General features: G+C 55.8%; 23 protein-coding genes. 13 read left to right on the top strand and 10 right to left on the bottom strand.

Features of this window, described 5'->3' with window-relative positions:
* Positions 1–6 precede the first annotated feature (6 nt).
* A complete protein-coding gene (locus ACQG2Q_RS24160) occupies positions 7–513 on the bottom strand; it encodes a phenolic acid decarboxylase (protein ID WP_022649694.1) in 507 nt (168 codons plus the stop codon).
* 99 nt (positions 514–612) lie between these two features.
* Here ACQG2Q_RS24160 and ACQG2Q_RS24165 point away from each other — a divergent pair, with 99 nt between their 5' ends.
* The 3 genes from ACQG2Q_RS24165 (at position 613) to ACQG2Q_RS24175 (ending at position 3,090) form a co-directional block, all read left to right on the top strand.
* Entirely contained in the window at positions 613–1,494 is an 882-nt protein-coding gene (locus tag ACQG2Q_RS24165; protein WP_023298821.1) for a LysR family transcriptional regulator, read from the top strand.
* Positions 1,495–1,526: 32 nt separating this feature from the next.
* A complete protein-coding gene (locus tag ACQG2Q_RS24170; protein WP_022649696.1) occupies positions 1,527–2,321 on the top strand; it encodes an SDR family NAD(P)-dependent oxidoreductase in 795 nt (264 codons plus the stop codon).
* A 106-nt stretch (positions 2,322–2,427) separates the two neighbouring features.
* Positions 2,428–3,090 (top strand): HAD family hydrolase, encoded by a 663-nt coding sequence (locus ACQG2Q_RS24175; protein ID WP_063201337.1) that lies wholly within the window; start codon positions 2,428–2,430, stop codon positions 3,088–3,090.
* A gap of 83 nt (positions 3,091–3,173) precedes the next feature.
* On the opposite strand, the gene ACQG2Q_RS24180 is transcribed toward ACQG2Q_RS24175, so the two are convergent.
* Together ACQG2Q_RS24180 and ACQG2Q_RS24185 are read right to left on the bottom strand one after the other, a co-directional pair.
* Positions 3,174–4,199: a TerC/Alx family metal homeostasis membrane protein gene (locus tag ACQG2Q_RS24180; protein WP_023298822.1), complete on the bottom strand. Its 1,026-nt coding sequence runs from the start codon at positions 4,197–4,199 to the stop codon at positions 3,174–3,176.
* Positions 4,200–4,286: 87 nt separating this feature from the next.
* A complete protein-coding gene (locus tag ACQG2Q_RS24185; protein ID WP_023307148.1) occupies positions 4,287–5,486 on the bottom strand; it encodes an NAD(P)/FAD-dependent oxidoreductase in 1,200 nt (399 codons plus the stop codon).
* Positions 5,487–5,714: 228 nt separating this feature from the next.
* Here ACQG2Q_RS24185 and pitA point away from each other — a divergent pair, with 228 nt between their 5' ends.
* Positions 5,715–7,214 carry an inorganic phosphate transporter PitA gene (gene pitA, locus ACQG2Q_RS24190; RefSeq protein WP_022649706.1) on the top strand — a complete coding sequence of 500 codons (1,500 nt, stop codon included), beginning with the start codon at positions 5,715–5,717 and terminating at the stop codon, positions 7,212–7,214.
* A 54-nt stretch (positions 7,215–7,268) separates the two neighbouring features.
* Here pitA and uspB read toward each other — a convergent pair whose 3' ends face one another.
* Complete coding sequence (uspB, locus tag ACQG2Q_RS24195; protein ID WP_003861224.1) at positions 7,269–7,604, bottom strand: universal stress protein UspB; 336 nt, start codon at positions 7,602–7,604, stop codon at positions 7,269–7,271.
* 283 nt (positions 7,605–7,887) lie between these two features.
* Here uspB and uspA point away from each other — a divergent pair, with 283 nt between their 5' ends.
* A complete protein-coding gene (uspA, locus tag ACQG2Q_RS24200) occupies positions 7,888–8,325 on the top strand; it encodes a universal stress protein UspA (RefSeq protein ID WP_003861223.1) in 438 nt (145 codons plus the stop codon).
* 92 nt (positions 8,326–8,417) lie between these two features.
* On the opposite strand, the gene rsmJ is transcribed toward uspA, so the two are convergent.
* Both rsmJ and prlC read right to left on the bottom strand, forming a co-directional pair.
* On the bottom strand, positions 8,418–9,170 hold the full coding sequence (rsmJ, locus tag ACQG2Q_RS24205) for a 16S rRNA (guanine(1516)-N(2))-methyltransferase RsmJ (protein ID WP_169809096.1): 753 nt from the start codon (positions 9,168–9,170) through the stop codon (positions 8,418–8,420).
* Positions 9,171–9,177: 7 nt separating this feature from the next.
* Complete coding sequence (gene prlC, locus ACQG2Q_RS24210; protein ID WP_271079864.1) at positions 9,178–11,220, bottom strand: oligopeptidase A; 2,043 nt, start codon at positions 11,218–11,220, stop codon at positions 9,178–9,180.
* A gap of 208 nt (positions 11,221–11,428) precedes the next feature.
* Here prlC and ACQG2Q_RS24215 point away from each other — a divergent pair, with 208 nt between their 5' ends.
* The 3 genes from ACQG2Q_RS24215 (at position 11,429) to ACQG2Q_RS24225 (ending at position 15,527) form a co-directional block, all read left to right on the top strand.
* Entirely contained in the window at positions 11,429–12,271 is an 843-nt protein-coding gene (locus ACQG2Q_RS24215; protein ID WP_045622206.1) for a 23S rRNA (adenine(2030)-N(6))-methyltransferase RlmJ, read from the top strand.
* Between the two features lie 71 nt (positions 12,272–12,342).
* Positions 12,343–13,695: a glutathione-disulfide reductase gene (gene gorA / locus ACQG2Q_RS24220; RefSeq protein WP_063149597.1), complete on the top strand. Its 1,353-nt coding sequence runs from the start codon at positions 12,343–12,345 to the stop codon at positions 13,693–13,695.
* Positions 13,696–13,877: 182 nt separating this feature from the next.
* Complete coding sequence (locus ACQG2Q_RS24225) at positions 13,878–15,527, top strand: alpha,alpha-trehalase (protein ID WP_063850357.1); 1,650 nt, start codon at positions 13,878–13,880, stop codon at positions 15,525–15,527.
* Positions 15,528–15,574: 47 nt separating this feature from the next.
* Here the strand turns inward: ACQG2Q_RS24225 and ACQG2Q_RS24230 are convergent, their stop codons facing one another.
* On the bottom strand, positions 15,575–17,161 hold the full coding sequence (locus tag ACQG2Q_RS24230) for an STY4199 family HEPN domain-containing protein (RefSeq protein ID WP_063850354.1): 1,587 nt from the start codon (positions 17,159–17,161) through the stop codon (positions 15,575–15,577).
* A gap of 146 nt (positions 17,162–17,307) precedes the next feature.
* Here ACQG2Q_RS24230 and ACQG2Q_RS24235 point away from each other — a divergent pair, with 146 nt between their 5' ends.
* On the top strand, positions 17,308–17,847 hold the full coding sequence (locus tag ACQG2Q_RS24235) for a GNAT family N-acetyltransferase (protein ID WP_022649713.1): 540 nt from the start codon (positions 17,308–17,310) through the stop codon (positions 17,845–17,847).
* A gap of 71 nt (positions 17,848–17,918) precedes the next feature.
* On the top strand, positions 17,919–18,257 hold the full coding sequence (locus tag ACQG2Q_RS24240; protein WP_022649714.1) for a lysozyme: 339 nt from the start codon (positions 17,919–17,921) through the stop codon (positions 18,255–18,257).
* Here the strand turns inward: ACQG2Q_RS24240 and ACQG2Q_RS24245 are convergent.
* Together ACQG2Q_RS24245 and ACQG2Q_RS24250 are read right to left on the bottom strand one after the other, a co-directional pair.
* On the bottom strand, positions 18,236–18,838 hold the full coding sequence (locus tag ACQG2Q_RS24245) for a response regulator transcription factor (RefSeq protein WP_022649715.1): 603 nt from the start codon (positions 18,836–18,838) through the stop codon (positions 18,236–18,238). The two genes, ACQG2Q_RS24240 and ACQG2Q_RS24245, sit on opposite strands and share 22 nt — an antisense overlap.
* A gap of 174 nt (positions 18,839–19,012) precedes the next feature.
* On the bottom strand, positions 19,013–19,771 hold the full coding sequence (locus ACQG2Q_RS24250; RefSeq protein WP_063850352.1) for an SDR family NAD(P)-dependent oxidoreductase: 759 nt from the start codon (positions 19,769–19,771) through the stop codon (positions 19,013–19,015).
* A 119-nt stretch (positions 19,772–19,890) separates the two neighbouring features.
* Between ACQG2Q_RS24250 and ACQG2Q_RS24255 the strand changes: the two genes are divergently transcribed.
* From ACQG2Q_RS24255 to ACQG2Q_RS24265, 3 genes are all read left to right on the top strand, one after another.
* Complete coding sequence (locus tag ACQG2Q_RS24255) at positions 19,891–20,790, top strand: LysR family transcriptional regulator (RefSeq protein ID WP_032621978.1); 900 nt, start codon at positions 19,891–19,893, stop codon at positions 20,788–20,790.
* A 50-nt stretch (positions 20,791–20,840) separates the two neighbouring features.
* Positions 20,841–21,866 carry an inner membrane protein YhjD gene (yhjD, locus tag ACQG2Q_RS24260; RefSeq protein WP_022649719.1) on the top strand — a complete coding sequence of 342 codons (1,026 nt, stop codon included), beginning with the start codon at positions 20,841–20,843 and terminating at the stop codon, positions 21,864–21,866.
* A gap of 260 nt (positions 21,867–22,126) precedes the next feature.
* Positions 22,127–23,449, top strand: coding sequence for an MFS transporter (locus tag ACQG2Q_RS24265; protein WP_063850350.1), 1,323 nt, complete (start codon positions 22,127–22,129; stop codon positions 23,447–23,449).
* 93 nt (positions 23,450–23,542) lie between these two features.
* Here ACQG2Q_RS24265 and ACQG2Q_RS24270 read toward each other — a convergent pair whose 3' ends face one another.
* Complete coding sequence (locus ACQG2Q_RS24270; protein ID WP_063850348.1) at positions 23,543–25,585, bottom strand: AsmA family protein; 2,043 nt, start codon at positions 25,583–25,585, stop codon at positions 23,543–23,545.
* Positions 25,586–25,646 lie beyond the last annotated feature (61 nt).

Raw genomic sequence — 25,646 nt, forward strand, 5'->3', positions numbered from 1 at the left:
CTAAGCTTATTTTAAATTATCAGGAAAGTTTTTTGGCAACTCGCTGGCAGCACACGCAATAACGCTATCGTCATTCGCACCGCAGTCGCGTACAAAAGTAATCGTCGCAAATTCATCAATCACTTCGGTTGGATACGCTGGCCCGGCATCACGGTAGCTGTTCATCAGCGGAATGTGATCATTCTGGAAGCAGACGGTTTTTTCCGGATTATTCATGACCCAGCGTGGGAAGAAGATGGTGCCGTGGAACAGGCGGTCGCCCAGGTTCACAATCAGGCTCACGTCGGTACCAGTTGGCTCCGTCCAGGAAATTTTATAGATGCTTTCCCCGACGCGGACAATGTAGGCCTGCTGATCTTTCACCCAACGATTGCCCACCAGACCACTGTGAATACGGTAGTCGAGCGTGTTCTCGTTTTTAACGTAAATTTCGTAGTTCCAGCCATTGTCGTAGGTATATACAAGATGTTTGCCGACGAAGCCGCTTAAATCATGTTTATCGAAGGTGCTCATAAGATGTCTCCTTTGTTTTGATGAGACGATCGTACCCCTTCAAAAAATGAATGAATAACGCTATGTTTGAATCAAATTCATCCAAAATTTAGATTAATCATGCACAAGACGACGCTCGAACAGTGGGCCTTGCTGGAAAGAGTCATCGAGGCTGGCAGCTTCGCTAAGGCGGCGGAAGAGACCCATCGCAGCCAGTCCTCGGTCAGCTATAACCTGTCGCTTTTGCAGGAGCGGCTGGGCGTAGCGCTCCTGATGACAGAGGGACGCCGTGCCGTGCTGACCCCGGCGGGTGAGTTGTTGCTGAATCAGGTTAAACCGCTGCTGAAAGCCTTCGCCTACGTTGAAACGCGCGCTGCAACCCTGCGCAGCGGGATGCGAACCCGTATCGACCTGATGGTAGACAGTATTTTTCCGCGCAGTCGGCTGTTCGCGATTTTGCGCCAGTTTCAGCAGCTGTACCCGCAAACGCAGGTGCGGCTTACCGAGGTGCTGGAAAACAGCCGCGCAGATGCGCTCAATGATGAGGCCGACGTGATGGTCTTAACCCGCCGCCAGGACATTACCGGCCTGGGCGAATGGCTGATGAATATCGATTTTGTTGCCGTCGCGCATCACGCGCACCCGCTGTTTGCGCTGGATACACCGCTTAACGACGAGATGCTTCGACCGTGGCCGCGCATTCAGATCGCAGACAGCCAGCCCACCGTTCGCCCCACCGGGGAGTCGTGGACATTCTCCACCATCGATGCCGCGATCGAAGCAGTGATGTATCAGGTTGGATATGGCTGGTTACCGGAAGAACGCATTCAGACCCCGCTCCAGCAGGGCATCCTCAAAATCCTGCCCCTCAGCCACGGCGTTCGACGCGCCACGCCGCTGCACCTCATCGTTAAACGCTCCCTCAGCCCGCTGGACGAGCAGGTTGAGACGCTGTTGCGCCTTTTTAAACAGGAGCCGTCATCGTCAACTGCTACGCTTTAAGTTTTGAACCATAAAACGACAAGGAGTGAACGATGAAAATCGATTTAACGGGGAAAGTAGCGCTGGTGACCGCGTCCACCGGCGGTATTGGGTTTGCCATCGCCCGCGGACTGGCGGAGAGCGGTGCGGAAGTGATCGTCAACGGGCGCAGCGTCGACTCGGTGAACAAAGGCATTCAGGCGCTCCAGCAGGTGGTGCCAGGCGTACAGGTCCGTGCCGCCATCGCCGACCTGAGCTCGCAGGAGGGCGTTGACGAACTGCTCAGGGTCGCCACGCACGTCGATATTCTGGTGAATAACGCCGGGATCTATGGCCAGCAGGATTTTTATTCCACCGACGACGAGACCTGGGAACGCTACTGGCAAACCAACGTGATGTCCGGCGTGCGCCTCTCCCGTGCCCTGCTTCCCGGTATGGTACAAAAAGGCTGGGGTCGGGTAGTGTTTATCTCGTCAGAATCAGCCTGCAATATTCCTGCGGATATGATCCACTATGGCGTGACAAAAACCGCCCAGCTTTCGCTGGCGCGCGGTCTGGCGAAGTTCGTGGCAGGCAGCGGCGTCACGGTGAACAGCGTGCTGCCGGGCCCGACAATGTCGGACGGTTTTGCCGCAATGATGAAAGACGAGATGGAGAGAACCGGCAAATCGCTGGAGCAGCTGGCGAAAGCGTTCGTGATGGAGAATCGCCCCAGCTCGGTTATTCAGCGCGCCGCAACGGTAGAAGAAGTGGCGAATATGGTGGTGTATGTCTGTTCCATGCAGGCCTCCGCGACTTCCGGCGCGGCGCTGCGCGTTGACGGTGGCGTGGTGGATGACATAGTTTGACCCGTCAGGCCACAGGTTCGAGAAAAAATGAGATCGGATAGAAGGACTGTGAAGGTAAAGCAGGTAAACTAGTGAACAGAATGTGTATTTCAGCTAAGACGTATTTATGACCAATATGATTGCCGACGAAGCCGTGGCGAAGTCCAGCGTGCTCTCTGTCTTTGACTTTGATGGTACGTTGACGCACCACGACAGTTTTATTCCGTTCCTGCGCTTTGCCTTTGGCAAGCGCTACTTTGCGGGTCGCCTGGTGCGCATGGCCCTGCCTACGCTGCACTGCGTGCGTCGCAAGCTGACGCGTGATGAGCTGAAAGAGGTGTTGATCAAAACCTTCCTGACGGGGGTGGATGAGCACTGGTTACGTCAGCAGGCAGAGGCCTTCTGTGAAAAATACTGGAACAAGCTGATGCGCCCGGAAGGGGTCATGGCTGTCGCCAACGAAGTTAATTCCGGTGCGGAAGTGACGATTTGCTCCGCCTCCCCGGCGCTGGTATTGCAGCCGTGGGCCGATAAGCTCGGCATTAAGCTGATTGGCACGCAACTGGAAGTGAAAGACGGCAAGCTGACCGGGCGGATCACCGGCAACAACTGCCGCTGCGCGCAGAAAGTGGCGAGGCTGGAAAAGGTGTATGGCGATCTGAACGCATATCACCTGCGCGCCTGGGGCGACACGCGTGGCGACCACGAGCTGCTGGCGGCGGCGCAGGATCCGCACTGGCGCCATTTCCATCATCCGCGCAAGCGCCGAAACTCACCGATAATAAAGTAGCCTTTTGCCGGGTGGCGGCTGCGCCTTACCCGGCCTACATCCCAGTCGTAGGCCCGGTAAGCGAAGCGCCACCGGGCGATACATCAGGCCTCACGTTTCCCCGGGAACATCACGCTCGCAATAATCCCCAGCGCCAGTACCCCCAGCACCACAAACAGGCTTGCCGTGGCACCGATGTTATAACCGTGATGCCAGAAGTGATCGGTCGCATTCAGCCCCAGCTTGAACGCCACGAAGAACAGCAGTAACACTACCGCTTTCTCAAGATGCACCAGATACTGCTTCAGCGCTTCCAGCACGAAGTAGAGGGTACGCAGGCCGAGGATTGCGAACATCATGGCGCTGTAGATAATCAGCGGCTCGCGGCTGACGGCAATGATCGCGGGAACGGAGTCGAAGGCGAACATCACGTCGGACAGCTCTACCACCGCCACGCAGAGCAGCAGCGGCGTCGCGTAGCGCTTCGCCTTCTTCACGCGACCTACCATCACATCCTTGTTTTCAGGCTTCTCCAGCTCGGCGTCCACCTCTTTTTGGGTCAGGATAAACGCGTGGCTGCTGATTTTTGGCCAGACCGGATAGAAGCGTTTTACCAGGCGGTACGCCAGATGGTTGGAGTAATCCTCGACTTCATCACTCTCTTCATTGCGTTTCAGCATCATCACCGCCGTCCAGCCGACGACCAGCGCAAAAATCACCTCAACGTATGGCCCCAGGCTCAGCAGGCTGGTGCCGATGGCAACAAAAATACCGCGGAACACAATCGCCCCCAGCACGCCCCAGTAGAGCACGCGGTGACGATACTTATCCGGCACGCCGAACCAGGCGAAGATCGCCATCATCACAAACAGGTTGTCGACGGAGAGCACCTCTTCCAGTGCATAGCCGGTGAGGAACAGACTGGCCATCTCCGCGCCGTGGTGCACGTATAAGAAGCCAGCAAACGCCATCGCCATCATGACCCAGAAGATGGACCACATGGCCGCGCTTTTCAGCGAGATCGGTTTATCGTGACGGTGCATGAAGAGGTCGATAAACATCGCCCCAACGGCCATCACCACAAAGACAACAACGGTTTCCGTCGGGAAACCGAGATGAGCAGCAGACATAGACAACCCTTTTAAGAAGACAAAACACCATGCAGACAATAAAAAGCGTGGCCCCGTTAAGGACACAGCACGCTAAAATAATAAATATTAACCGTTCTTTTCAGCCAGCGCCTGCGCGCATGCCCAGGCACTGGCCCACGCCCATTGGAAGTTATACCCGCCGAGCCAGCCGGTCACGTCCATCACTTCACCAATGAAATAAAGACCCGGCACGTTGCGGGCTTCCATCGTGCGGGATGAGAGTTCGTTTGTATCCACGCCGCCCAGCGTCACTTCCGCCGTGCGGTAGCCTTCGGTGCCGTTTGGCTGCACGCGCCAGTTCGTCAGCGTCTCCACCAGCGTGTCCTGCTCGCGGCTGTTGAGCTGCTTAAGCGCAACATCCGGAATTTGCCCTAACACCTGCAAGCACTCCACGAGACGCTTCGGCAGCTGCATCGCCAGGGTATTTTTCAGGCTTTGATTCGGGTGCGCGGCGCGTTGCTCATTGAGGAAGGCGTCCAGATCGCAGTCCGGCACCAGGTTTACGGAGACAAACTCCCCCGGCTGCCAGTAGCTGGAGATCTGCAATACCGCTGGCCCCGAGAGACCGCGATGGGTAAAGAGCAGGTTTTCGCGGAACACCGTGCCGTCTTCGGCCGTAATGACCGACGGCACAGACACGCCGGAGAGCGTCTGAAGCTGTTCCAGCAGCGGCTTATGCAGCGTGAACGGCACCAGCCCGGCGCGCGTGGGTAATACTTTCAGGCCAAACTGCTCGGCGATTTTGTAGCCGAACGGTGAGGCACCCAGCCCCGGCATCGAGAGGCCGCCGCTGGCGATCACCAGGTTATCGGCGCTGACGGTTTCGCCGTTGAGTTGCAGCGTGTACCCTTGCTCGTTACGGGCGACGTCCAGCACTTCGGTGCGCAGGCGCATGACTACGCCGCCTTTCTCGCACTCGGCCACCAGCATATCCACGATTTGCTGGGCGGAGTCGTCGCAGAACAGCTGTCCCAGCGTCTTCTCATGCCACGCGATGCCGTGTTTACCCACCAGTTCGATGAAATCCCACTGCGTGTAGCGCGCCAGTGCAGATTTACAAAAATGACGGTTCTGGCTCAAATAGGCCGCAGGCTCGACATAAAGATTAGTGAAATTGCAGCGCCCGCCGCCGGACATCAGGATCTTGCGGCCAGGCTTTTTTCCGTTATCCAGCAGCAGCACACGACGACCCGCTTGTCCGGCCATTGCCGCACAAAACATACCCGCCGCACCGGCGCCAATTACTACGGCATCAAACCTTTCCACGTCAAAATCCTCTTCGTTAACTGCCGCGGATTGTAAAGTTTCCTCAGTGGTCGCACCAGCGTAAAAAGATATTACAAAGCCATTTCATTGATATTTAAAGATTATCTATTCAGGCACATTTCTCAAATCAGGTGGTATGTCAAAAAAAGTCTATATTTCACTTTGCCCGTTGCGCATTTGTCCTGGATAATGCGCCGCGTTCATGTCCTCAAAATGGCGTAACGTCCTATGCTACATTTGTTTGCCGGCCTGGATTTACATACCGGGCTTTTATTATTGCTTGCTCTGGTTTTTGTGCTGTTTTACGAAGCGATCAATGGCTTCCACGACACTGCAAACGCAGTTGCAACGGTTATCTACACTCGCGCAATGCGATCGCAGCTTGCGGTCGTTATGGCGGCGGTATTTAACTTTTTTGGTGTCCTCCTGGGCGGACTGAGCGTTGCCTATGCCATTGTGCATATGCTGCCAACTGATCTGCTGCTTAACGTGAGTTCCGGTCATGGCCTGGCCATGGTGTTCTCAATGCTGCTTGCTGCGATTATCTGGAACCTCGGTACCTGGTATTTCGGCCTGCCGGCATCCAGCTCTCACACCCTTATCGGCGCGATTATCGGTATCGGTTTAACTAACGCCCTGATGACCGGTACATCGGTTGTTGATGCGCTGAACCTTCCTAAAGTACTGGGTATTTTCGGCTCTCTGATCATCTCCCCTATCGTCGGTCTGGTGGTTGCGGGTGGATTGATTTTCATCCTGCGTCGCTACTGGAGCAACACGAAGAAACGTGCACGTATCCACCTGACGCCAGCAGAGCGTGAGAAGAAAGACGGCAAGAAAAAGCCGCCGTTCTGGACGCGTATCGCGCTGATCATTTCCGCTATCGGCGTCGCCTTCTCTCATGGCGCGAACGATGGTCAGAAAGGTATCGGTCTGGTGATGCTGGTTCTGATTGGCGTCGCACCGGCAGGCTTCGTGGTTAACATGAACGCCTCTGGCTATGAGATCACCCGTACCCGTGATGCGGTAAACAACGTTGAGACTTACTTCCAGCAGCATCCTGATTTGCTGAAGAAAGCGACCGGCGTAGACCAGTTGATCCCTTCTCCTGACTCTGGCGCACTGACTGCACCGGGCGAGTTCCATTGCCACCCGGCAAACGCGATTAACGCGCTGGAACGTGCGAAAGGCATGCTGGCCGATATCGAAAGCTACGACAAACTGGCTGTAGAACAGCGTGGTCAGCTGCGTCGTATCATGCTCTGTATCTCCGACGTGACCGATAAAGTCGCGAAGCTGCCAGAGGTCAATGCTGACGATAAGCGTCTGCTGAAGAAACTGAAAGGCGATATGCTCAACACCATTGAGTACGCGCCAATCTGGATCATCATGGCGGTCGCGTTGGCGCTGGGTATCGGTACGATGATTGGCTGGCGTCGTGTGGCGACCACCATCGGTGAGAAGATCGGTAAGAAAGGCATGACCTATGCGCAGGGCATGTCCGCGCAGATGACGGCGGCAGTGTCTATCGGTCTGGCGAGCTACACCGGTATGCCAGTCTCCACCACCCACGTACTCTCTTCGTCCGTGGCAGGTACCATGATTGTTGACGGCGGCGGTTTGCAGCGTAAAACCGTGACCAACATTCTGATGGCCTGGGTGTTCACCCTCCCGGCGTCCATCCTGCTGTCTGGCGGTCTGTACTGGATTTCGCTGAAGCTAATTTAATCGGCTGAAGGCGACAAAAAAGCGGGTCAGGAAACTGGCCCGCTTTTTTTATGCTCAGTGCCATATCATCAGCGCAATCATACTCACCACAACCAGACCACACAGGGCGCTGGTCAAAATGAACTGACGACGCAGGCGCTCGCAGCGACGGATAAACTCTTCATCGTGGTGATCGCGGTAGCGCTGGTAGTAGATATACCCCACCAGACGCATCTGCTTGCTGGGCTGTCCGTGCGAGGTGAAGAACCCTCCACCGTCCACATATTGATAAAGCAACGGATCGCAACCACGAAGTACCACTAACAGCGCACGTAACGATGAGAAGTAGCGCGCCATATTCACTATGCAAACCACGCATAACGCCCAAAACAATGCGACGGTGCTAATCATACATCCTCCCCGGCGTCCACCCACGAAGCAAGGCTCCTGAGCTACCGCACCCCAATGCCCTGACAGACAGTTCAGTGAAAGAATGACTAAAAGTCGATCCGGTTCGCGTTTTAATATCCGAACGGCTCATTAAATAGTGTAGGAGATCCGTTAATTTTTTTGCCACAAGGTTAATCGTTATCAACACCAAAGCTTGAAAAATATGTTTAACTGGGCCGTAATGAAAGCATCAGACGACGGCTTTCCCATTTAGTCATCGATAACTTAAGGAAGGAGTAACACTATGGCTTACAAACACATTCTTATCGCGGTAGACCTCTCCCCGGAGAGTAAAGTGCTGGTTGATAAAGCAGTATCCATGGCACGTCCCTACAACGCGAAAGTTTCGCTGATTCACGTTGATGTGAATTACTCCGACCTCTACACCGGTCTGATCGACGTGAATCTCGGCGATATGCAGAAACGCATCTCCGAAGAGACTCACCACGCGCTGAGCGAGCTTTCTACCAACGCGGGCTATCCAATCACTGAAACCTTAAGCGGTAGCGGCGATCTGGGCCAGGTGCTGGTTGATGCGATTAAGAAATACGATATGGACCTGGTGGTATGCGGTCACCATCAGGACTTCTGGAGCAAACTGATGTCTTCCGCACGTCAGCTGATTAACACCGTACACGTGGATATGCTGATTGTTCCACTGCGTGACGAAGAAGACGAGTAAGTGCAAAAAAGCCCGGTGGCGCTAACGCATACCGGGCCTACAAGCGGCACTGAATGTAGGCCGGGTAAGGCGAAGCCGCCACCCGGCTTTTTTTATTCCGGCGTACCTGAGTAGATATCAAAGCGATGCCCTTTGGTGGTCACCGCGTTAGTGGTCGCAACGTCCGCCAGCGGCGGCGCATAGTCAGGACGTTTCACCACCACCCGCTTCGTTGCCAGTTGACGAGCCGGCTCCAGCAGGCCATCGGCATCTAAATCTGGCCCCACCAGCGACTGAAACACCCGCATCTCTTTCTTCACCAACGCGCTTTTCTGCTTATGCGGGAACATGGGGTCGAGATAGACCACCTGCGGGCGCGGGGTGATATCGGTCAGCGCCGTCAGGCTGGAGGCATGAATAAGTTGCAAACGTTCCTGTAACCACGAGCCGATTTCCGGGTCCGCATAGCCTCGCGTCAGCCCGTCGTCGAGCAGCGCGGCGACAACCGGATTACGCTCCAGCATCCGCACACGGCAGCCCACCGAGGCCAGCACAAACGCATCGCGCCCCAGCCCCGCCGTGGCGTCCACCACGTCCGGAAGATAGCTCCCTTTAATGCCAACCGCCTTGGCCACCGCTTCGCCGCGACCGCCGCCGAACTTACGCCGATGCGCCATCGCGCCGCCGACAAAATCGACAAAAATCCCGCCAAGCTTTGGCTCATCGCGCTTGCGCAGCTCCAGATGTTCCGGCGTCATCACCAGCGCCATCAGGTTCTCTTCATCATGTTCCAGCCCCCAGTGGGCCGCCAGAACAGATAAGGCGCCGTCACCGGCGCCTGTTTCATCTACTAAGCAGATCTTCACGTAGCAATCAGCCTTTGATTCCGTAATGCTCCAGCATCGCATCCAGCTGCGGCTCACGGCCACGGAAGCGTTTGAACAGCTCCATAGGCTCTTCTGAACCGCCGCGGGTCAGGATGTTGTCGAGGAACGACTGACCGGTTTCGCGGTTGAAAATCCCCTCTTCTTCGAAGCGCGAGAAGGCATCCGCCGCCAGCACGTCGGCCCACAGGTAGCTGTAGTAGCCTGCGGCGTACCCGCCTGCGAAGATATGGCTGAACGCGTGCGGGAAGCGTCCCCAGGTCGGGCCTGGAATGACGGCAACCTGCTTTTTAATCTCAGCCAGGGTTTCGAGGATTTTCGCCCCCTGCTCCGGGCTGAACTCGGCGTGCAGGCGGAAGTCGAACAGGCCGAACTCCAGCTGACGCAGGATAAACATCGCCGCCTGGTAGTTTTTCGCCGCCAGCATTTTATCCAGCAGTTCTTTCGGCAGCGGTTCGCCCGTTTCGTAATGACCAGAGATAAACGCCAGCGCGTCCGGCTCCCAGCACCAGTTCTCCATAAACTGGCTTGGCAGCTCGACCGCATCCCATGGCACACCGCTGATACCGGCGACACCAGCGGTTTCGATGCGGGTCAGCATGTGGTGCAGGCCGTGACCGAACTCGTGGAACAGGGTGATCACTTCATCGTGGGTAAACAGCGCAGGTTTGCCGCTCACGGGACGGTTGAAGTTACAGGTCAGGTAGGCGACAGGTTTTTGCAGGGAACCATCCGCTTTACGCATCTGGCCCACGCAGTCGTCCATCCACGCCCCGCCGCGCTTGTTCTCACGCGCGTAGAGATCGAGGTAGAAGCTGCCGCGCAGTTCGTTTTTCTCGTCATACAGCTCGAAGAAGCGCACGTCCGGATGCCAGACGTCGATGTCGGTACGCTCTTTCGCGGTAATGCCGTAGATGCGCTTCACTACCTCGAACAGACCGTTGACGGCTTTGTTTTCCGGGAAGTACGGACGCAGTTGTTCGTCGCTGATGCTGTAGAGGTGCTGTTTCTGTTTTTCGCTGTAGTATGCGATATCCCACGGCTGAAGCTCGTCCACGCCGAACTCCGCTTTCGCAAAGGCGCGCAGCTGAGCTAACTCTTTTTCACCCTGAGGACGGGCGCGTTTCGCCAGATCGGTCAGGAAGTCGAGCACCTGCTGTGGGTTCTCGGCCATTTTGGTGGCGAGGGATTTATCCGCGTAGCTGTCGAAGCCCAGCAGCTGTGCCAGCTCGTGGCGCAGGGAGAGGATCTCCGCCATCACCGGGCTGTTATCCCACTTACCGGCATTCGGCCCCTGATCGGAGGCGCGGGTGCTGTAGGCGCGGTACATCTCTTCGCGCAGAGTCTGGTTGTCGCAGTAGGTCATCACTGGCAGATAGCTTGGGATATCCAGCGTTAACAGGAAGCCTTCCTGCTCTTTCGCTTCGGCCTGGGCTTTTGCCGCCGCCAGCGCACTTTCCGGCATACCGGCCAGTTCGGATTCATCGGTAATCAGCTTCGTCCAGCCCATGGTGGCGTCGAGGACGTTGTTGCTGTACTGGTTGCCCAGCTCGGACAGGCGCGCGGCGATTTCGCCGTAGCGAACCTGTTTTTCTTTTGGCAGGCCAATCCCGGACAGTTCGAAATCACGCAGCGCGTTATCAACCGATTTTTTCTGCGCCGTGTTCAGTTCGGCATAATGGTCGCCGTCGCGCAGGTCGCGGTAGGCTTTGTAGAGCCCCTCGTGCTGGCCGACCCAGGTGCTGTACTCGGAGAGCAGCGGCAGGGTCTGTTCGTAGGCTTCGCGCAGCTCCGGGCTGTTTTTCACCGAGTTCAGGTGGCTCACCGGGGAGAAAATGCGCCCCAGCACGTCGTCCACTTCGGCCAGCGGCTGACACAGATTTTCCCAGGTGTACGGCGCGCCCTGCGCGACCACGTTCTCTACCGCCGCGCGGCAGTTTTCCAGCGACTGGGTAACGGCTGGAACCACATGCTCAGGGAGGATTTTAGAAAACGGTGGCAACGAAAAAGGCGTCAGTAATGGATTGGTCATAAACGCTGTCCTGTTGAAATAGATGAATGAAGCGCGCATCCGGCGCTGTGCATATTGTTTTCTGTAATGGGGTTAAGTGTAGAGGATTTCAATGCCGGAGGTTGTCGAAAAACGCCCTGTGGCGCTGCGCTTACCGGGCCTACGGGTAATCTGTGCCGTTCTGCTGTAAACTGTGGAAAATCGTCAATTCAGCGGAAAATCATTACCCATGCTCAGTTATCGCCACAGCTTCCACGCTGGCAACCACGCCGACGTCCTTAAACACACCGTTCAGAGCCTGATCATTGAAGCGCTTAAAGAGAAAGACAAGCCGTTTCTCTACCTGGACACCCACGCGGGGGCGGGCCGTTATCAGCTGAGCGGCGAACATGCCGAGCGTACCGGTGAATATCTGGAAGGCATCGCCCGTATCTGGCAGCAGGACGATCTGCCTGCCGAACTGGAGCCGTACATCGGCGTGGTGAATCATTTCAACCGCAACGGCCAGCTGCGCTATTACCCTGGCTCTCCGCTGATTGCCCGCCAGCTGCTGCGCGAGCAGGACAGCCTCCAGTTGACCGAGCTGCACCCAAGCGACTTCCCGCTGCTGCGCGCTGAGTTTCAGAAAGATAACCGCGCCCGCGTGGACAAAGCCGATGGCTACCAGCAGCTAAAAGCCAAACTACCGCCGGTTTCGCGTCGCGGCCTGGTGCTGATCGACCCGCCGTACGAAATCAAAACCGACTATCAGGCGGTGGTGACCGGTATCAACGAAGGTTACAAACGCTTTGCGACCGGAACCTATGCCTTGTGGTATCCGGTAGTGCTACGCGCGCAAATTAAGCGCATGATCAAGGATCTGGAGGCGACCGGCATCCGCAAAATCCTGCAGATTGAGCTGGCGGTGCGCCCCGACAGCGACCAGCGCGGCATGACCGCGTCCGGCATGATTGTGATTAACCCGCCGTGGAAGCTCGAAGCGCAGATGAACAACGTGCTGCCGTGGCTGCACAAAACGCTGGTGCCAGCCGGTACGGGTCACGCCACCGTAAGCTGGATCGTGCCGGAGTAATCGCAGCCATCGGTGGAACCTATTGATTTCAGGTATACAATCGCGGCAATTCACGATTAAGGACAAAAGCTATGACTAAGCATTATGACTACATCGCAATCGGCGGCGGCAGCGGCGGCATCGCCTCCATCAACCGTGCGGCCATGTACGGCCAGAAGTGTGCGCTGATTGAAGCCAAAGAACTCGGCGGCACCTGCGTAAACGTGGGTTGTGTACCGAAGAAAGTGATGTGGCATGCCGCGCAAATCCGTGAAGCTATCCATATGTATGGCCCGGACTACGGCTTTGACACCACCATCAACCACTTCGACTGGGATAAGCTGATCGCCAGCCGTACCGCCTATATCGACCGTATTCACACCTCGTACGATAACGTGCTGGGCAAGAATAACGTCGACGTGATCCGCGGCTTCGCCCGTTTCGTGGATGCGAAGACGATCGAAGTGAACGGCGAGACGATCACCGCCGATCACATCCTGATCGCCACCGGTGGCCGTCCGAGCCATCCGAACATTCCGGGCGCGGAATACGGCATCGACTCCGACGGGTTCTTCGAGCTGCCTGCTCTGCCAGAGCGCGTTGCCATTGTAGGCGCGGGTTACATCGCGGTTGAGCTTGCTGGCGTGATTAACGGCCTTGGGGCGGAAGCGCACCTGTTTGTGCGTAAACACGCGCCGCTGCGTAGCTTTGATCCGCTAATCGTCGACACGCTGGTCGAGGTGATGAACGCCGAAGGCCCAACCCTGCACACCAACGCCGTGCCAAAAGCGGTGGTTAAAAATGCGGACGGTAGCCTGACCCTGGAGCTGGAAGATGGCCGCAGCCAGACCGTTGATTGCCTGATCTGGGCGATTGGTCGTGAACCGGCCACCGACAACTTCAACCTGGCCGCAACCGGGGCGAAAACCAATGAAAAAGGCTACATCGTCGTTGATAAGTTCCAGAACACCAGCGTACCGGGTATTTATGCCGTTGGTGATAACACAGGTGCCGTAGAACTGACGCCGGTTGCCGTGGCCGCGGGGCGTCGTCTTTCCGAGCGTCTGTTTAACAACAAGCCGGACGAACATCTGGATTACAGCAACATCCCGACCGTGGTCTTCAGCCACCCGCCAATCGGCACCGTCGGCTTAACCGAGCCGCAGGCGCGCGAGCAGTACGGCGACGATCAGGTGAAAGTGTATAAATCGGCGTTTACCGCGATGTATACCGCGGTCACCTCGCACCGTCAGCCGTGCCGCATGAAGCTGGTCTGTGTGGGCCCGGACGAGAAGATCGTCGGCATCCACGGCATAGGCTTTGGCATGGACGAGATCCTGCAGGGCTTCGCCGTGGCGCTGAAGATGGGCGCAACGAAAAAAGACTTCGATAACACCGTGGCGATCCACCCCACTGCGGCAGAAGAGTTTGTAACAATGCGTTGATATTGATGCCCCTCTTCAAAGGGGCATTTTTTTAACATTCATAAATCGTTGCAAAACGAATGCTCCGAAAATCGTGATCTAACGCACATATCCCTCCACATCCACCGAAGCGAATGTCTACGCTTATAAGACGCCCGGAAAAACCTGTCTTTTAGAACACACAACCGGAGGTCCTTATCACCATGTTCAACCAGAAACTACAGGCTACCGAGAACATCGAGTTCGAGATTGCAGAAGAGCTGCGCTACGAGACCGATCCCTGCGAGTTGAAACTGGATGAAATGATTGAGGCGGAGCCGGAACCCGAAATGATCGAGGGGCTACCTGCCTCCGATGCCCTGACGCCTGCCGATCGTTATCTTGAACTGTTCGAACATGTGCAGTCGACACGGCTGTTTGCGGACAGCAAAACTTTCCCAGACTGCGCGCCGAAAATGGACCCGCTGGATATCCTGATCCGCTACCGTAAAGTGCGTCGTCATCGGGATTTTGACCTGGCGCGCTTTGTGGAGAATCACTTCTGGCTGCCGGAGGACTACAGTAAAGAGTATGTCTCTGATCCCGGCTTCTCCCTGAAAGAACACATTGATAACCTGTGGCCGGTGCTGACGCGCGAGCCGCAGGATCATATCCCGTGGTCGTCGCTGCTGGCGCTGCCGCAGGCCTATATTGTGCCCGGCGGGCGATTCAGCGAGACCTACTACTGGGATTCTTATTTCTCCATGCTGGGGCTGGCAGAAAGCGGTCGTAACGATCTGCTGAAATGCATGGCCGACAACTTCGCCTGGCTGATTGAGCGCTACGGACATATCCCGAACGGCAACCGCACCTACTACCTCAGCCGCTCCCAGCCGCCGGTTTTTGCCCTGATGGTGGAGCTGTTTGAAGAGGACGGCGTGCGCGGGGCGAAGCGCTATCTTGAGCATCTCAAGATGGAGTACGCCTTCTGGATGGACGGGGCGGAATCGCTGCTGCTCAACCAGGCCTATCGCAGTGCGGTGCGCATGCCGGATGGCTCATTGCTCAACCGCTACTGGGACGATCGCGATACGCCACGGGATGAATCCTGGATTGAGGACGTTGAAACCGCCCGTCATTCCGGTCGCCCGCCGAACGAGGTGTATCGCGACCTGCGCGCCGGGGCAGCCTCAGGATGGGATTACTCGTCCCGCTGGCTGCGCGATCCTGCGCGGCTGGCCAGTATCCGCACGACGCAATTTATCCCCATCGATTTGAACGCATTCCTGTTCAAACTGGAGAGCGCTATCGCCAATATCTCAGCGTCGAAAGGGGATAAAGAGACGGCTGAACTATTCCGCCAGAAAGCCAGCGACCGGCGCGCGGCGGTGAACCGCTATCTGTGGGACGAAGAGAACGGCTGTTATCGTGATTACGACTGGCGCCGTGAAGCCCTGGCGCTGTTCTCTGCGGCCAGCATTGTGCCGCTGTATGTGGGCATGGCGACGCATGAGCAGGCTGAACGGCTGTCCGATGCCGTTAAAGCCCGTCTGCTCACGCCGGGCGGTATTCTCGCCACCGAATATGAAACAGGTGAGCAGTGGGATAAGCCGAACGGCTGGGCACCGCTACAATGGATGGCGATCCAGGGGTTCAAGCAGTACGGCAACGACTCGCTGGGGGATGAGATCGCCTGGAGCTGGCTGCACACGGTAAACCATTACTACAAAACCCATCATAAGCTGATTGAGAAGTACCACATCGCCAGCAGCACGCCACACGAAGGTGGCGGGGGGGAGTATCCGTTGCAGGATGGCTTCGGCTGGACGAATGGGGTGGTGCGGCGGTTGATTGGGTTATATGGTGAACCTTGAGCCTTGCCCCTCACCCTAACCCTCTCCCCTGAGGGGAGAGGGAAAAGTTAACGAATCACCTCATAAATGGCAGTCTGGATGGACTGCCATTTTTTTGTACTGGCATCGGGCTGCGTCTTCGCGCGGCGCGTTGCCATATCGGCGTCGTGCTGCTGACGTTTCACTACCGCCGGGACGGTACAGAATGCTTTCAGGTACTGCTTACGCATAGACGTCAGCGATTCGCCGTTCGCCATCGCATGGCTAAGCGTATTAATAAAGCGTCGGCAGGGCTTTTGCTCTGTCATTTGCAGGCGGTAGCGCAACATCACTTCCAGCACGTCATCGTAGCCTGCCGACAATGCCTCCTCCGTCCATGACATTTTCCAGTCCATGCCACCCTGCAAGAACAGGAGCGCCACGCGGGTATCGTTGCGGCTAATCGCTGAACGGAAGTTGTTTTCATCCCAGGTGACACCCATGCGCGTCAGCGTTTCTCGCGAGGAAGGCGTTTCGCGCATCTCCTGCACCGGCGCGGGAGATGCCGTGCTGGCCACAGTCGGCTGCGGTTTACTGCTGATTACCAGCCAGGCTCCTCCCACGACAATCGCGATAACCATCATGCCAACCGCTCCCCACAGCACGCCGGAAATCAGCTGTTCGCGCTGCTCTGGCGTACGCGCGGCGCGCTGAGTCGGTTTCTCTATGCTGTCACGCACTTCAAACAGATCGCCGCCTGTGGTGCGGTCTATTTTTTGCGCCTTTTCCCAGAATGCATGCAGCTCGCTTTCATCCACCGCCATCAGCGCCGCCGGGTTAACGCGTGTCCGCCCTTCCTCAAACGCGCGCTGAACGGAGCGGGTGATCTGCGTGTAATAGCTGTCGAGCAGCTGGATTTGCGCCCCGCTCAACGGCTGCTGCACGGTGATGCTGTTGCGGATTTGACGGATATCTTCGAGGAAGGTTTGCAGGGTTTTGCGGGGTTCTACCAGCAGCGTCAGCATGTCCGGGGCGTTAAACAGCGACGCGTAGTAGCGGCTAAATTCTTTCTTATCCACCAGCAGCTGGGCCAGCTCACTAAATAACATGCCGCTCAGAACATCATTAATTTCACCGTTTTTCAGCCAGCGACGCACACGTTCAGCATTAAACAAGGTCTTAAGATGATTATTCAGCCGCACCGGATCGGGCCATGCCTGCTGTATCAATCCTTTTATCATCAGCTCAATGGCACGCACCTGTTTCTGCGCCTGGAGCTGGCTCGCCTTGTCTGGCACCCTCCCGGTATCGTAGGTCAGAAGGGGCTGTTGCAGACGCAGATATTCAAGGGATGTGACGAAGCGCATCGCCGCAATCAGCTGGTTTTCGCTGACATCCTGCCCGCTTTCATACTGGGGAACGCGCTGCTGAAGCAAGCGTAATTGCAGCGTAAAGGCTGTCATTTCCGCATCATTCAGGTTCAGCTTTCTGGCTACGGCGCCCCACCCGCCCAGCCCCAGGCGGGCGCTATCCAGTTGTTCCAGAAACCAGCGTGGATCTTTTCCTTCAGAAACATGTACATTCAACAGAAGTAAGATTTCAACAGACGCCTGGCGGATCGCCGCCAGACAGTGTTCAAACTGTTCGCGGGTATGATGCGATGAGCTAATCATCATTGTTTTCCTTGAGAGACAATGAGTACCGCCAAAGCGGCATTAAAAGTCGTTTTTCTTTTTATTTATAGGAGGTTAAACATACCTGACTTTCTGTTGAAATAAAGTGACAACCCTATAATCATTTGCAATGTCTCCGGAGGATCGTCATGCCCGCCTTAACCACCGCGCGTCTCACCTGCTTGCCGCTGCAAGAGCAAGACTGGCCCTTTTTTCTGTCGCTACAGCAAAATCCTGACGTGATGCGTTTTGTCGCCCATGAGCGTAGCGAGGCTGACATTCGGGAGGCCTTTGTGTCTCGTCTGTTGCCGTGGGCACCGGGCAGCTCGCACTGGCTCTGCCTTGTGGTGCGTGAGACGGCCAGCCAGACGCCGCTGGGCGTAACCGGCTATGTGCACCGGGAAGCAGATTGTGCCGAAGTCGGTTTTCTCTTTGCGCCCTCTGCGCAGGGGAAAGGTTACGGCTTTGAATCTCTGCGGGCGGTGTGTGATTTCGCGCTGACCCAGGGCAATATCCGTCGGCTCACCGCGACCGTGACGGCGGGAAATATCGCCTCAAGGCGACTGCTGGAAAAAACAGGTTTTCAGCTGGAAGGTGAGTTGCGCGAGAGTTATTTCCTTTCAGGGCAATGGCATAACGACTGGCTATTCGGTTTACTGAAAAAGGAATATCCGTTCAGTAAAACCTGATCAACGGCCATTTGGCGGATATTCCCCGGGCTGTTTTCCCTTTATAGTTCCGCCATAAAGAGGAAACGCTTATGACGGGTTATGCAATGCAGATATCTTCTGCTGCAATCGCATTAATTAAAAAACAGCAGGGTCTTTCCCTGGAGAAATACCGTGACGAAAAGGGAATATGGGTTATAGGTTACGGTCACGTGATTCGCCAGTGGGAAAAATTTAACGGCCTCATCACGCCGACTGAGGCGGAGAATTTGCTTTTCAATGATATTCATTTATGTGAGTCGCTGCTGCGGGAAATGAACAAACGCCCATTAACCCAACAGCAGCATGATGCACTGGTATTAACGCTCTTCAGTTTTGGGGAAGATTCCCCTCTGCCAGAGAAGATCCTTCAGGCCGTCGCCCGGGTATAGTACATCGCGGCCTGCGTCCGGTTTTTGACATCAAGACGACGGAAAAGCGTCTCAAGATGGGCTTTTACCGTTGCCGCACTGATATTGAGATTACGACCTATCTCTTTATTTGACTCTCCGGCCGCCAGTAATTTCAATACCTCACGCTGGCGCTCACTTAACAATGACAGCTCATCATGAGAGGAGTGCTGGTTCATCCACTCGCCGGGAAAACAGACCATCCCTCGCGATACAGAATCCAGCACGGCGGAAAAGCGTTCGGGATTCGCATTACGAGGGATTATTGCCACCACGTTGCGCTGTAGCATTTGCTCAACCCAGCGAGGCTCTTTTTTCGTTAACACCAGCACCACACGCGCTGTTGGAAAACGATTCATAATCTCTTCCGGTAAAGCCACACCGTTATCATGAATTAAATACCCATCTATCATGACGATAGCGGAAGGTGACGCGGATAAGTGTGCCCATAATTCATCAGTCTGACGAGTTCCTGTCAAATCTATTTCCGGAATTAATTTCTGCAAACTGCACTTCGCTCCATGAATAAATAATGACTGCCTGTCAAACATGATTACTCGCATCGTATTACTCCTCTGAGAATAGCGAAGGGGGATTCTACAGAGGCATTTTTTAAGAAAAAACTCAATGAATGGAGAGGTTACAATTCACCCAGCTCTCTTTATATCTTTCATCATTTAGACACACCTGCTTTAAGGATTTCCTTAAGAGGGTTCCCTCCCCCTTAAGTCTGAACATTACAGGAACATACCGCCTGAAACTTCAATACGTTGCGCATTCATCCAGCCCAGTTTGTCACTGAGCAACGCCGCAATGGCGTCACCGATATCATCGGGCAGGCCCACCCGTCCCAGCGCCGTCTGCGAGGCCAGCAGCTGGTTAAGCTCCGCATTATCCCTTACGCGTCCGCCTCCAAAGTCGGTTTCAATCGCGCCAGGCGCGATGATATTGACGGAAATTCCGCGCACGCCAAGCTCTTTTGCCTGATAGCGGGTCAGCACTTCCATCGCCCCTTTCATTGCCGCGTAAGTCCCTGAACCTGGCTGAGTAAAACGGGCCAGTCCGCTTGAGACATTCAGGATCCGTCCTCCGTCTTTTATGAGCGGCAGCAGCTGTTGTGTGAGGAAAAACGGACCTTTGAAGTGAATATTCACCGCATCATCAAACTGCGCTTCTGTCGTCTCGGTATAGGGTGCGTATAACCCTGTACCTGCGTTGTTCACTAAATAGTCAAAGGTGTAACGTTGCCAGACGTGTGTAAGGGTTTCCTTCACCTGTTGAGCGAAGCGCGCAAAACTTGCCGTATCGCCGACGTTAAGCTGCAATGCTGCCGCTTTTCTACCTTTTCCCTCAATTTCGCGTACAACTTCCTGCGCCTCCTGCTGACTGCTGTTCCAGGTCAGGATGATATCTGTCCCTTCCGCAGCAAGCTTCAAAACCGCATTTTTACCCAGGCCGCGGCTACCGCCCGTCACTAATGCAATACGTTCACGCATAATTCACCTCGTTTCGACTGCGATGAAGATTGAGAATGAGCTTATTAGATGGTAGAAAATCAATAAATAGTGCCGCCAACGCTTCACTGTTTCATTTCAAACAACAATGACCCATATCTATGGATAAAATATACGCAATGCAGCTTTTCCTTCGCGTCGCGGAACTGGAGAGTTTTACCCGCGCGGCGGAGACGTTAAGCCTGCCGAAGGGGAGTGTCTCGCGGCAGATCCAGGCGCTGGAGAACGCGCTTGGCACTCAACTGCTGCACCGCACTACCCGCCGCGTCAGCCTGACGCAGGACGGCATGGTTTATTACGAACGCGCAAAAGATCTGCTGATGAATCTGGACGAACTGGACGGCATGTTTCTGCACGACCCTTCCACCATCAGCGGTCGGCTACGTGTGGATATGCCCGTTGCCATTGCACGAAATGTCGTCATTCCGAAACTGCCTGCATTTTTACAACAGTTTCCCGGCATTGAGCTTGAGCTGAGCAGCAGCGATCGTCTGGTCGATGTCATCCGCGAAGGATTTGACTGCGTGGTTCGCGTGGGAAACTTGAAGGACTCCGGGCTTATCGCCCGCCCGCTTGGGAAGCTTTCAGTGATTAACTGCGCCAGCCCGGATTATCTCACGCGATTCGGCTACCCTGAGACGCTGGATGATTTGGGCTCACACGCCCTCATTCATTACTCCGCCACGCTGGGCACCCGTCCTCTGGGGTTTGAGTATTTCAACGGCAGCGCGACCCAGTGGATAAAAACGGGAGGCGTTTTGACGGTTAACAGCACGGAAACCTACCAGGCCGCCTGTATCGCCGGGCTTGGCATTATTCAGGTCCCGCGCGTCGGGGTGCGTGATGCCCTGCGCACGAAAAAACTCGTTGAGATCCTGCCGCAATATCGGGCTGAACCAATGCCCGTCTCCCTCATTTATCCCCACCGCCGTAACCTCTCCCGTCGGGTGCATGTGTTTATGGAGTGGCTTACCGAACTCACAAAAAGTTACGTGGACTAGTCGCAAGCTATAATTCAGTAACATCCAGCTCAACGAAAAGGAAAATGCGCGTGACGCCGGAAAATAACCCGCAACGACCAACTCAACATTTAGATTATGAACCCATCAAAAAGATGGATAACGAGCCTGAAGCGCCGAAGGAGCCTGGAACGACCAGCAAAGCGCTGGGCACCGTGACCGGCATAGCCGAAAAAATTCAGCAGATACCCGCGATTGCTCACCTGATCCGCGCCGCTGAGCGCTTTAACGACCGCATGGGAAATCAGTTTGGCGCGGCGATCACCTACTTCTCTTTCCTGTCGATGATCCCCATCCTGATGGTGTCGTTTGCTGCCGCCGGTTTTGTTCTGGCGTCTCACCCGACGCTGTTGCAGGACATCTTCAATAAGATCCTGACCAACGTCAGCGACCAGACGCTCGCCACGACGCTCAAAAGCACCATCAATACCGCCGTGCAGCAGCGTACCACCGTGGGTATCGTCGGGTTGCTGATTGCGCTCTATTCCGGGGTTAACTGGATGGGCAACCTGCGTGAAGCCATTCGCGCCCAGTCGCGTGACGTCTGGGAGCGTACGCCGCAGGATCAGGAGAAGATATGGGTGAAGTATTTGCGCGACTTTATCTCGCTGATTGGTCTGCTGGTGGCGCTGGTCATCACGCTCTCTATCACCTCGGTCGCCGGTTCTGCGCAGCAGATGATTATCTCCGCGCTGTATCTGGACTACATTGAATGGCTGAAACCGGCCTGGCGCGGTATAGGGCTTGCTATCTCCATCTTTGCTAACTACCTGCTGTTCTTCTGGATCTTCTGGCGTTTGCCCCGCCATCGGCCGCGCAAGAAGGCGCTGATCCGTGGGACGTTGATTGCCGCCATTGGCTTTGAGGTGATCAAAATTGTGATGACCTATACGCTGCCATCGCTGGTGAAGTCCCCCTCCGGCGCGGCCTTTGGTTCGGTGCTGGGGCTGATGGCCTTCTTCTATTTCTTCGCACGCCTGACGCTGTTCTGTGCCGCGTGGATCGCCACCGCAGAGTATAAAGACGACCCGCGCATGCCGGGAAAAACCCACCACTGATGTCCTGTCGGGCTGATATTTCAGCCCGATTCATCATTTCAGCATATAAATCCAGACCGTAACTTTTATTTAACTCAAAACCAGTTTTAATTACTGATATTTAAAATGTGTGAAGCATTTCATGGAAGTGTTTTCGCTGGCCTGAAAATTATCCGCTTTTTGTTGCTTTTATGACCGCATCACGCCTTTGTTACAGATTGAAATGTCGCTTTTGCTATGCCTAATATGGCCCTTCGTTCGTCCAAAAATAAGAAAATATTATGCAAGCAACAGCCACCACACTTAACGAAGGGGCGGAACACGTTCCGGTCAACTCCCGCAATAAAGTCGTCGTCGCATCGCTGATTGGCACCGCCATTGAGTTCTTCGACTTTTATATTTACGCCACCGCTGCGGTCATTGTCTTTCCGCATATTTTCTTCCCACAGGGCGACCCGACGGCAGCCACGCTACAGTCTTTAGCTACCTTTGCTATCGCCTTCGTTGCGCGTCCTATAGGTTCAGCGGTCTTTGGCCACTTTGGCGATCGCGTCGGTCGTAAAGTGACGCTGGTTGCCTCGCTGCTGACGATGGGGATCTCCACCGTCGCCATCGGCCTGCTGCCGACCTATGAAACTATCGGCATTCTGGCGCCTGTGCTGCTGGCGCTGGCGCGCTTTGGTCAGGGCCTGGGGCTGGGCGGGGAATGGGGCGGCGCGGCGCTGCTAGCGACCGAGAACGCCCCGGCGCGTAAGCGTGCCCTGTATGGCTCTTTCCCACAGCTGGGCGCGCCGATTGGCTTCTTCTTCGCGAACGGCACCTTCCTGCTCCTCTCCTGGCTGCTGACCGATGAACAGTTCATGAGCTGGGGCTGGCGTATTCCGTTCGTCTTCTCTGCCGTGCTGGTGCTGATTGGCCTGTACGTGCGCGTGTCGCTGCACGAGACGCCGGTCTTCGCTAAAGTCGCCGCGGCGAAAAAGCAGGTTAAAGTTCCGCTGGGGACGCTGCTGACCAAACACCTCCGCGTGACCGTGCTGGGTACGTTCATCATGCTGGCGACCTACACGCTGTTCTATATCATGACCGTGTACTCCATGACCTACAGTACCGCCGCCGTACCGGTCGGACTGGGCCTGCCGCGTAACGAAGTGCTGTGGATGCTGATGATGGCGGTTATTGGATTTGGCGTGATGGTGCCCATCGCGGGCCTGCTGGCAGATAAATTTGGCCGTCGTTCAAGCATGATCGTCATCACCTCGCTGATCATCCTGTTCGCACTGTTTGTCTTCCCGCCGCTGCTGGGTTCAGGTAGCCCTGCGCTGGTGATGGCGTATCTGCTGATTGGTCTGAGCCTGATGGGGCTGACCTTTGGCCCAATGGGCGCGCTGCTGCCGGAGCTGTTCCCGACTGAAGTGCGTTATACCGGCGCGTCGTTCTCCTATAACGTTTCGTCTATTCTGGGCGCCTCGGTGGCCCCGTATATCGCCACGTGGCTTCAGGCGAACTATGGTCTGTTCTATGTGGGTGTCTATCTGGCGGCCATGGCAGCGTTGACGCTGATTGCGCTGCTGCTGACGCACGAAACTAAGTATCAGACTCTGTAAGCGAATGCCGGGTGGCGGCTACGCCTTACCCGGCCTACGATTCACATGTAGGCCGGGTAAGCGCAGCGTCACCCGGCAAGAACAGGCCACACCTTACTTCTTCATCTGCGACAAAATCGTCCGACACTGATTCGCTTCGCCTTCTGACGGCGAAATCAACGCCAGCAGCGCCGCCGCAGGGGTGACCAGCGTGGCGAGGGCGGCGGCAACCGCACCGCGCGCAATCAGCGGTCCGGCCTTCACGCCCGCCTGCGGATCTTTGAAGGTCCCGCGAACGTAGAGCGGCGAGCGCAGGGTGATGATGCGAATGCCTTTACTTTCCGGATCGATGGTTAAATCCAGCTGCTCGGACGCCATGCTGGCGGTACCGGTGATGTTGATAACCGCGTTTTCCGTGTCGAATGCGAAAATCTGCGGACGCGCCACACCGTTGACCAGGTCCACGTTTGCCGCCGCGCAGTTCACGCGCACTTCATCGTCTCCGAAGATTTGTCCGACGATGAAGTTACCGACGTTCAGCCCCAGGATCTCCATAAGGTTACGGCTCACCAGCCCGTCGTTCATTAGCAGCTTCAGGTTGCCGTTTCCGCTGCCTAACAGCGCGGCCACAGAGTTACCCGTGCCGCGAATGTCCGCATCACCGTTCATCTCACCGAGGGTTTTCTGCATCAACTCCACGTCCGGCATCAGCTCTTTCAGCTTCAGACGACGCGCCTGGATCTCCGCCCTTCCCTGCATCGGCTTTTTATCCCCCTCCAGGTGGATATTCGAGGAAATGGTTCCCCCGGCCATGCCAAACTTCAGCGGTTGCAGGCGCAGATCGGCGTTTTTCAGGATGATATGGGTCGAGAGGTTGCTCAACGGCAGCGTGCTGCCATGCTCAATTTTACGTCCTTTGAAGCGCACGTCCGCATCCATTACGTCCCACTTGTCGGTTTCGAAGCGGTCATAGGGCAGCACTTTACCCGCAGGCTGAGCGTCCTTTTTGACCTCTTTTGACTTCGTGCCTTTACCCGAATCTACGCCAATCAGCGGACCAAGATCGGCCAGACGCAGCTGGCGGGATTCAACGTCCCCCTCCAGTTTCGGGCGCGGTTTTCCGGTGGTGTAGGTCAGCGTGCCGTGTATATCGCTATCGCCGATGCGGCCGTTGAACCCCCGGTAGTCAAAGACGGACGATTTTTCAGCGTCGATTTTTGCGACCAGCCGCCCGTCCGTTTCAAACGGCGGGGTATCCGGCAGCAGCACGCCGGTGAGATCGTACAGTTCACCCAGCGAATCCCCGGCAAACTTAAGCTGGAGGTCGACGCCGCCCATGTTCATCGGGTCGTTAACCGTGCCCACGAACGCCACGCGGGTATTGCCCGAGCGGAAGTCCGCCTGCACCGGGAATGGCGTACCCTCGCTCCTGAGCGCCAGCATACCGCCGATTTTGCCTTTACCGGTCAGTGGCTGGCCGTTGTAGCGCCCTTTCGCTGTCAGGCCGAAGACGTAATCGCCAGCTTTGCTGTCATCGCCTTTGGCTTTGCTGCCCGTCACTTCGCTAAACGGCAGCGGCTTGCCCAGCGGATCGACGAGGATCTCCACGTCAGCCTTACTTACTTTATCGTCAATGGCGATCCGCCCCCGATCGAACAGAATATTGTCGAGGCGGAAGGACCATGAAGAGGGCTGCGCATTCGGATCTTTATCGCCGCTGCTGGCGAGATCGAACGTCCAGTTATTGGTTTTCTCCGACAGGCGAATCAGCCGCGCGTCGGGCTGCTGAAGTTTGATCCACGGCAGATACACCGTTTTGGTTAACAGGGCTAACGGCGCCAGCGTGGCTTCCACGCGCGGCAGGTGGATCATGGTCACTTCGGGGATGTCCGGCGGGTTGCCAAGAATGATGTCGTCAGCGTGAACGTGCGGCCAGGGCACCCAGCTTCGCCAGCCGGTTTCCTCTTTCTGACGCTCCCACACGACCCCCAAATCGCCACGTATTGCGAAGGGGCGGTTTAGCTCGGTCGAGACTTTCTGGTTGATGGTCGGTTTGAGGCGGTTCCAGTCAAACGTGGCGATAATGATGATTAAGAACACGATCAGCAACAAGAAAATCCCTGCTGTCCAGGAAATCACCCTGGTTGTTTTTGTCATTGTTGTCCCCTTTCCTGATGAACTTGCCTTTAAAACTATAGTTCAGACAAAGGGAAGCGGG

Origin of the sequence: Enterobacter cloacae complex sp. 370H10, assembly GCF_050031535.1 — a bacterium.
Taxonomy (GTDB): domain Bacteria; phylum Pseudomonadota; class Gammaproteobacteria; order Enterobacterales; family Enterobacteriaceae; genus Enterobacter; species Enterobacter intestinihominis.

Bases quoted from the DNA above. Each gene is read 5' to 3' on its own strand.
- ACQG2Q_RS24230 (WP_063850354.1), bottom strand. From the start codon at position 17,161: ATGATGATTAGCTCATCGCATCATACCCGCGAACAGTTTGAACACTGT.
- ACQG2Q_RS24235 (WP_022649713.1), top strand. From the start codon at position 17,308: ATGCCCGCCTTAACCACCGCGCGTCTCACCTGCTTGCCGCTGCAAGAG.
- ACQG2Q_RS24215 (WP_045622206.1), top strand. From the start codon at position 11,429: ATGCTCAGTTATCGCCACAGCTTCCACGCTGGCAACCACGCCGACGTC.
- ACQG2Q_RS24250 (WP_063850352.1), bottom strand. From the start codon at position 19,771: ATGCGTGAACGTATTGCATTAGTGACGGGCGGTAGCCGCGGCCTGGGT.
- ACQG2Q_RS24170 (WP_022649696.1), top strand. From the start codon at position 1,527: ATGAAAATCGATTTAACGGGGAAAGTAGCGCTGGTGACCGCGTCCACC.
- ACQG2Q_RS24165 (WP_023298821.1), top strand. From the start codon at position 613: ATGCACAAGACGACGCTCGAACAGTGGGCCTTGCTGGAAAGAGTCATC.
- ACQG2Q_RS24225 (WP_063850357.1), top strand. From the start codon at position 13,878: ATGTTCAACCAGAAACTACAGGCTACCGAGAACATCGAGTTCGAGATT.
- gorA (WP_063149597.1), top strand. From the start codon at position 12,343: ATGACTAAGCATTATGACTACATCGCAATCGGCGGCGGCAGCGGCGGC.
- ACQG2Q_RS24265 (WP_063850350.1), top strand. From the start codon at position 22,127: ATGCAAGCAACAGCCACCACACTTAACGAAGGGGCGGAACACGTTCCG.
- ACQG2Q_RS24240 (WP_022649714.1), top strand. From the start codon at position 17,919: ATGACGGGTTATGCAATGCAGATATCTTCTGCTGCAATCGCATTAATT.
- ACQG2Q_RS24180 (WP_023298822.1), bottom strand. From the start codon at position 4,199: ATGTCTGCTGCTCATCTCGGTTTCCCGACGGAAACCGTTGTTGTCTTT.
- pitA (WP_022649706.1), top strand. From the start codon at position 5,715: ATGCTACATTTGTTTGCCGGCCTGGATTTACATACCGGGCTTTTATTA.
- ACQG2Q_RS24160 (WP_022649694.1), bottom strand. From the start codon at position 513: ATGAGCACCTTCGATAAACATGATTTAAGCGGCTTCGTCGGCAAACAT.
- prlC (WP_271079864.1), bottom strand. From the start codon at position 11,220: ATGACCAATCCATTACTGACGCCTTTTTCGTTGCCACCGTTTTCTAAA.
- ACQG2Q_RS24175 (WP_063201337.1), top strand. From the start codon at position 2,428: ATGACCAATATGATTGCCGACGAAGCCGTGGCGAAGTCCAGCGTGCTC.
- uspA (WP_003861223.1), top strand. From the start codon at position 7,888: ATGGCTTACAAACACATTCTTATCGCGGTAGACCTCTCCCCGGAGAGT.
- ACQG2Q_RS24270 (WP_063850348.1), bottom strand. From the start codon at position 25,585: ATGACAAAAACAACCAGGGTGATTTCCTGGACAGCAGGGATTTTCTTG.
- uspB (WP_003861224.1), bottom strand. From the start codon at position 7,604: ATGATTAGCACCGTCGCATTGTTTTGGGCGTTATGCGTGGTTTGCATA.
- ACQG2Q_RS24255 (WP_032621978.1), top strand. From the start codon at position 19,891: ATGGATAAAATATACGCAATGCAGCTTTTCCTTCGCGTCGCGGAACTG.
- ACQG2Q_RS24245 (WP_022649715.1), bottom strand. From the start codon at position 18,838: ATGCGAGTAATCATGTTTGACAGGCAGTCATTATTTATTCATGGAGCG.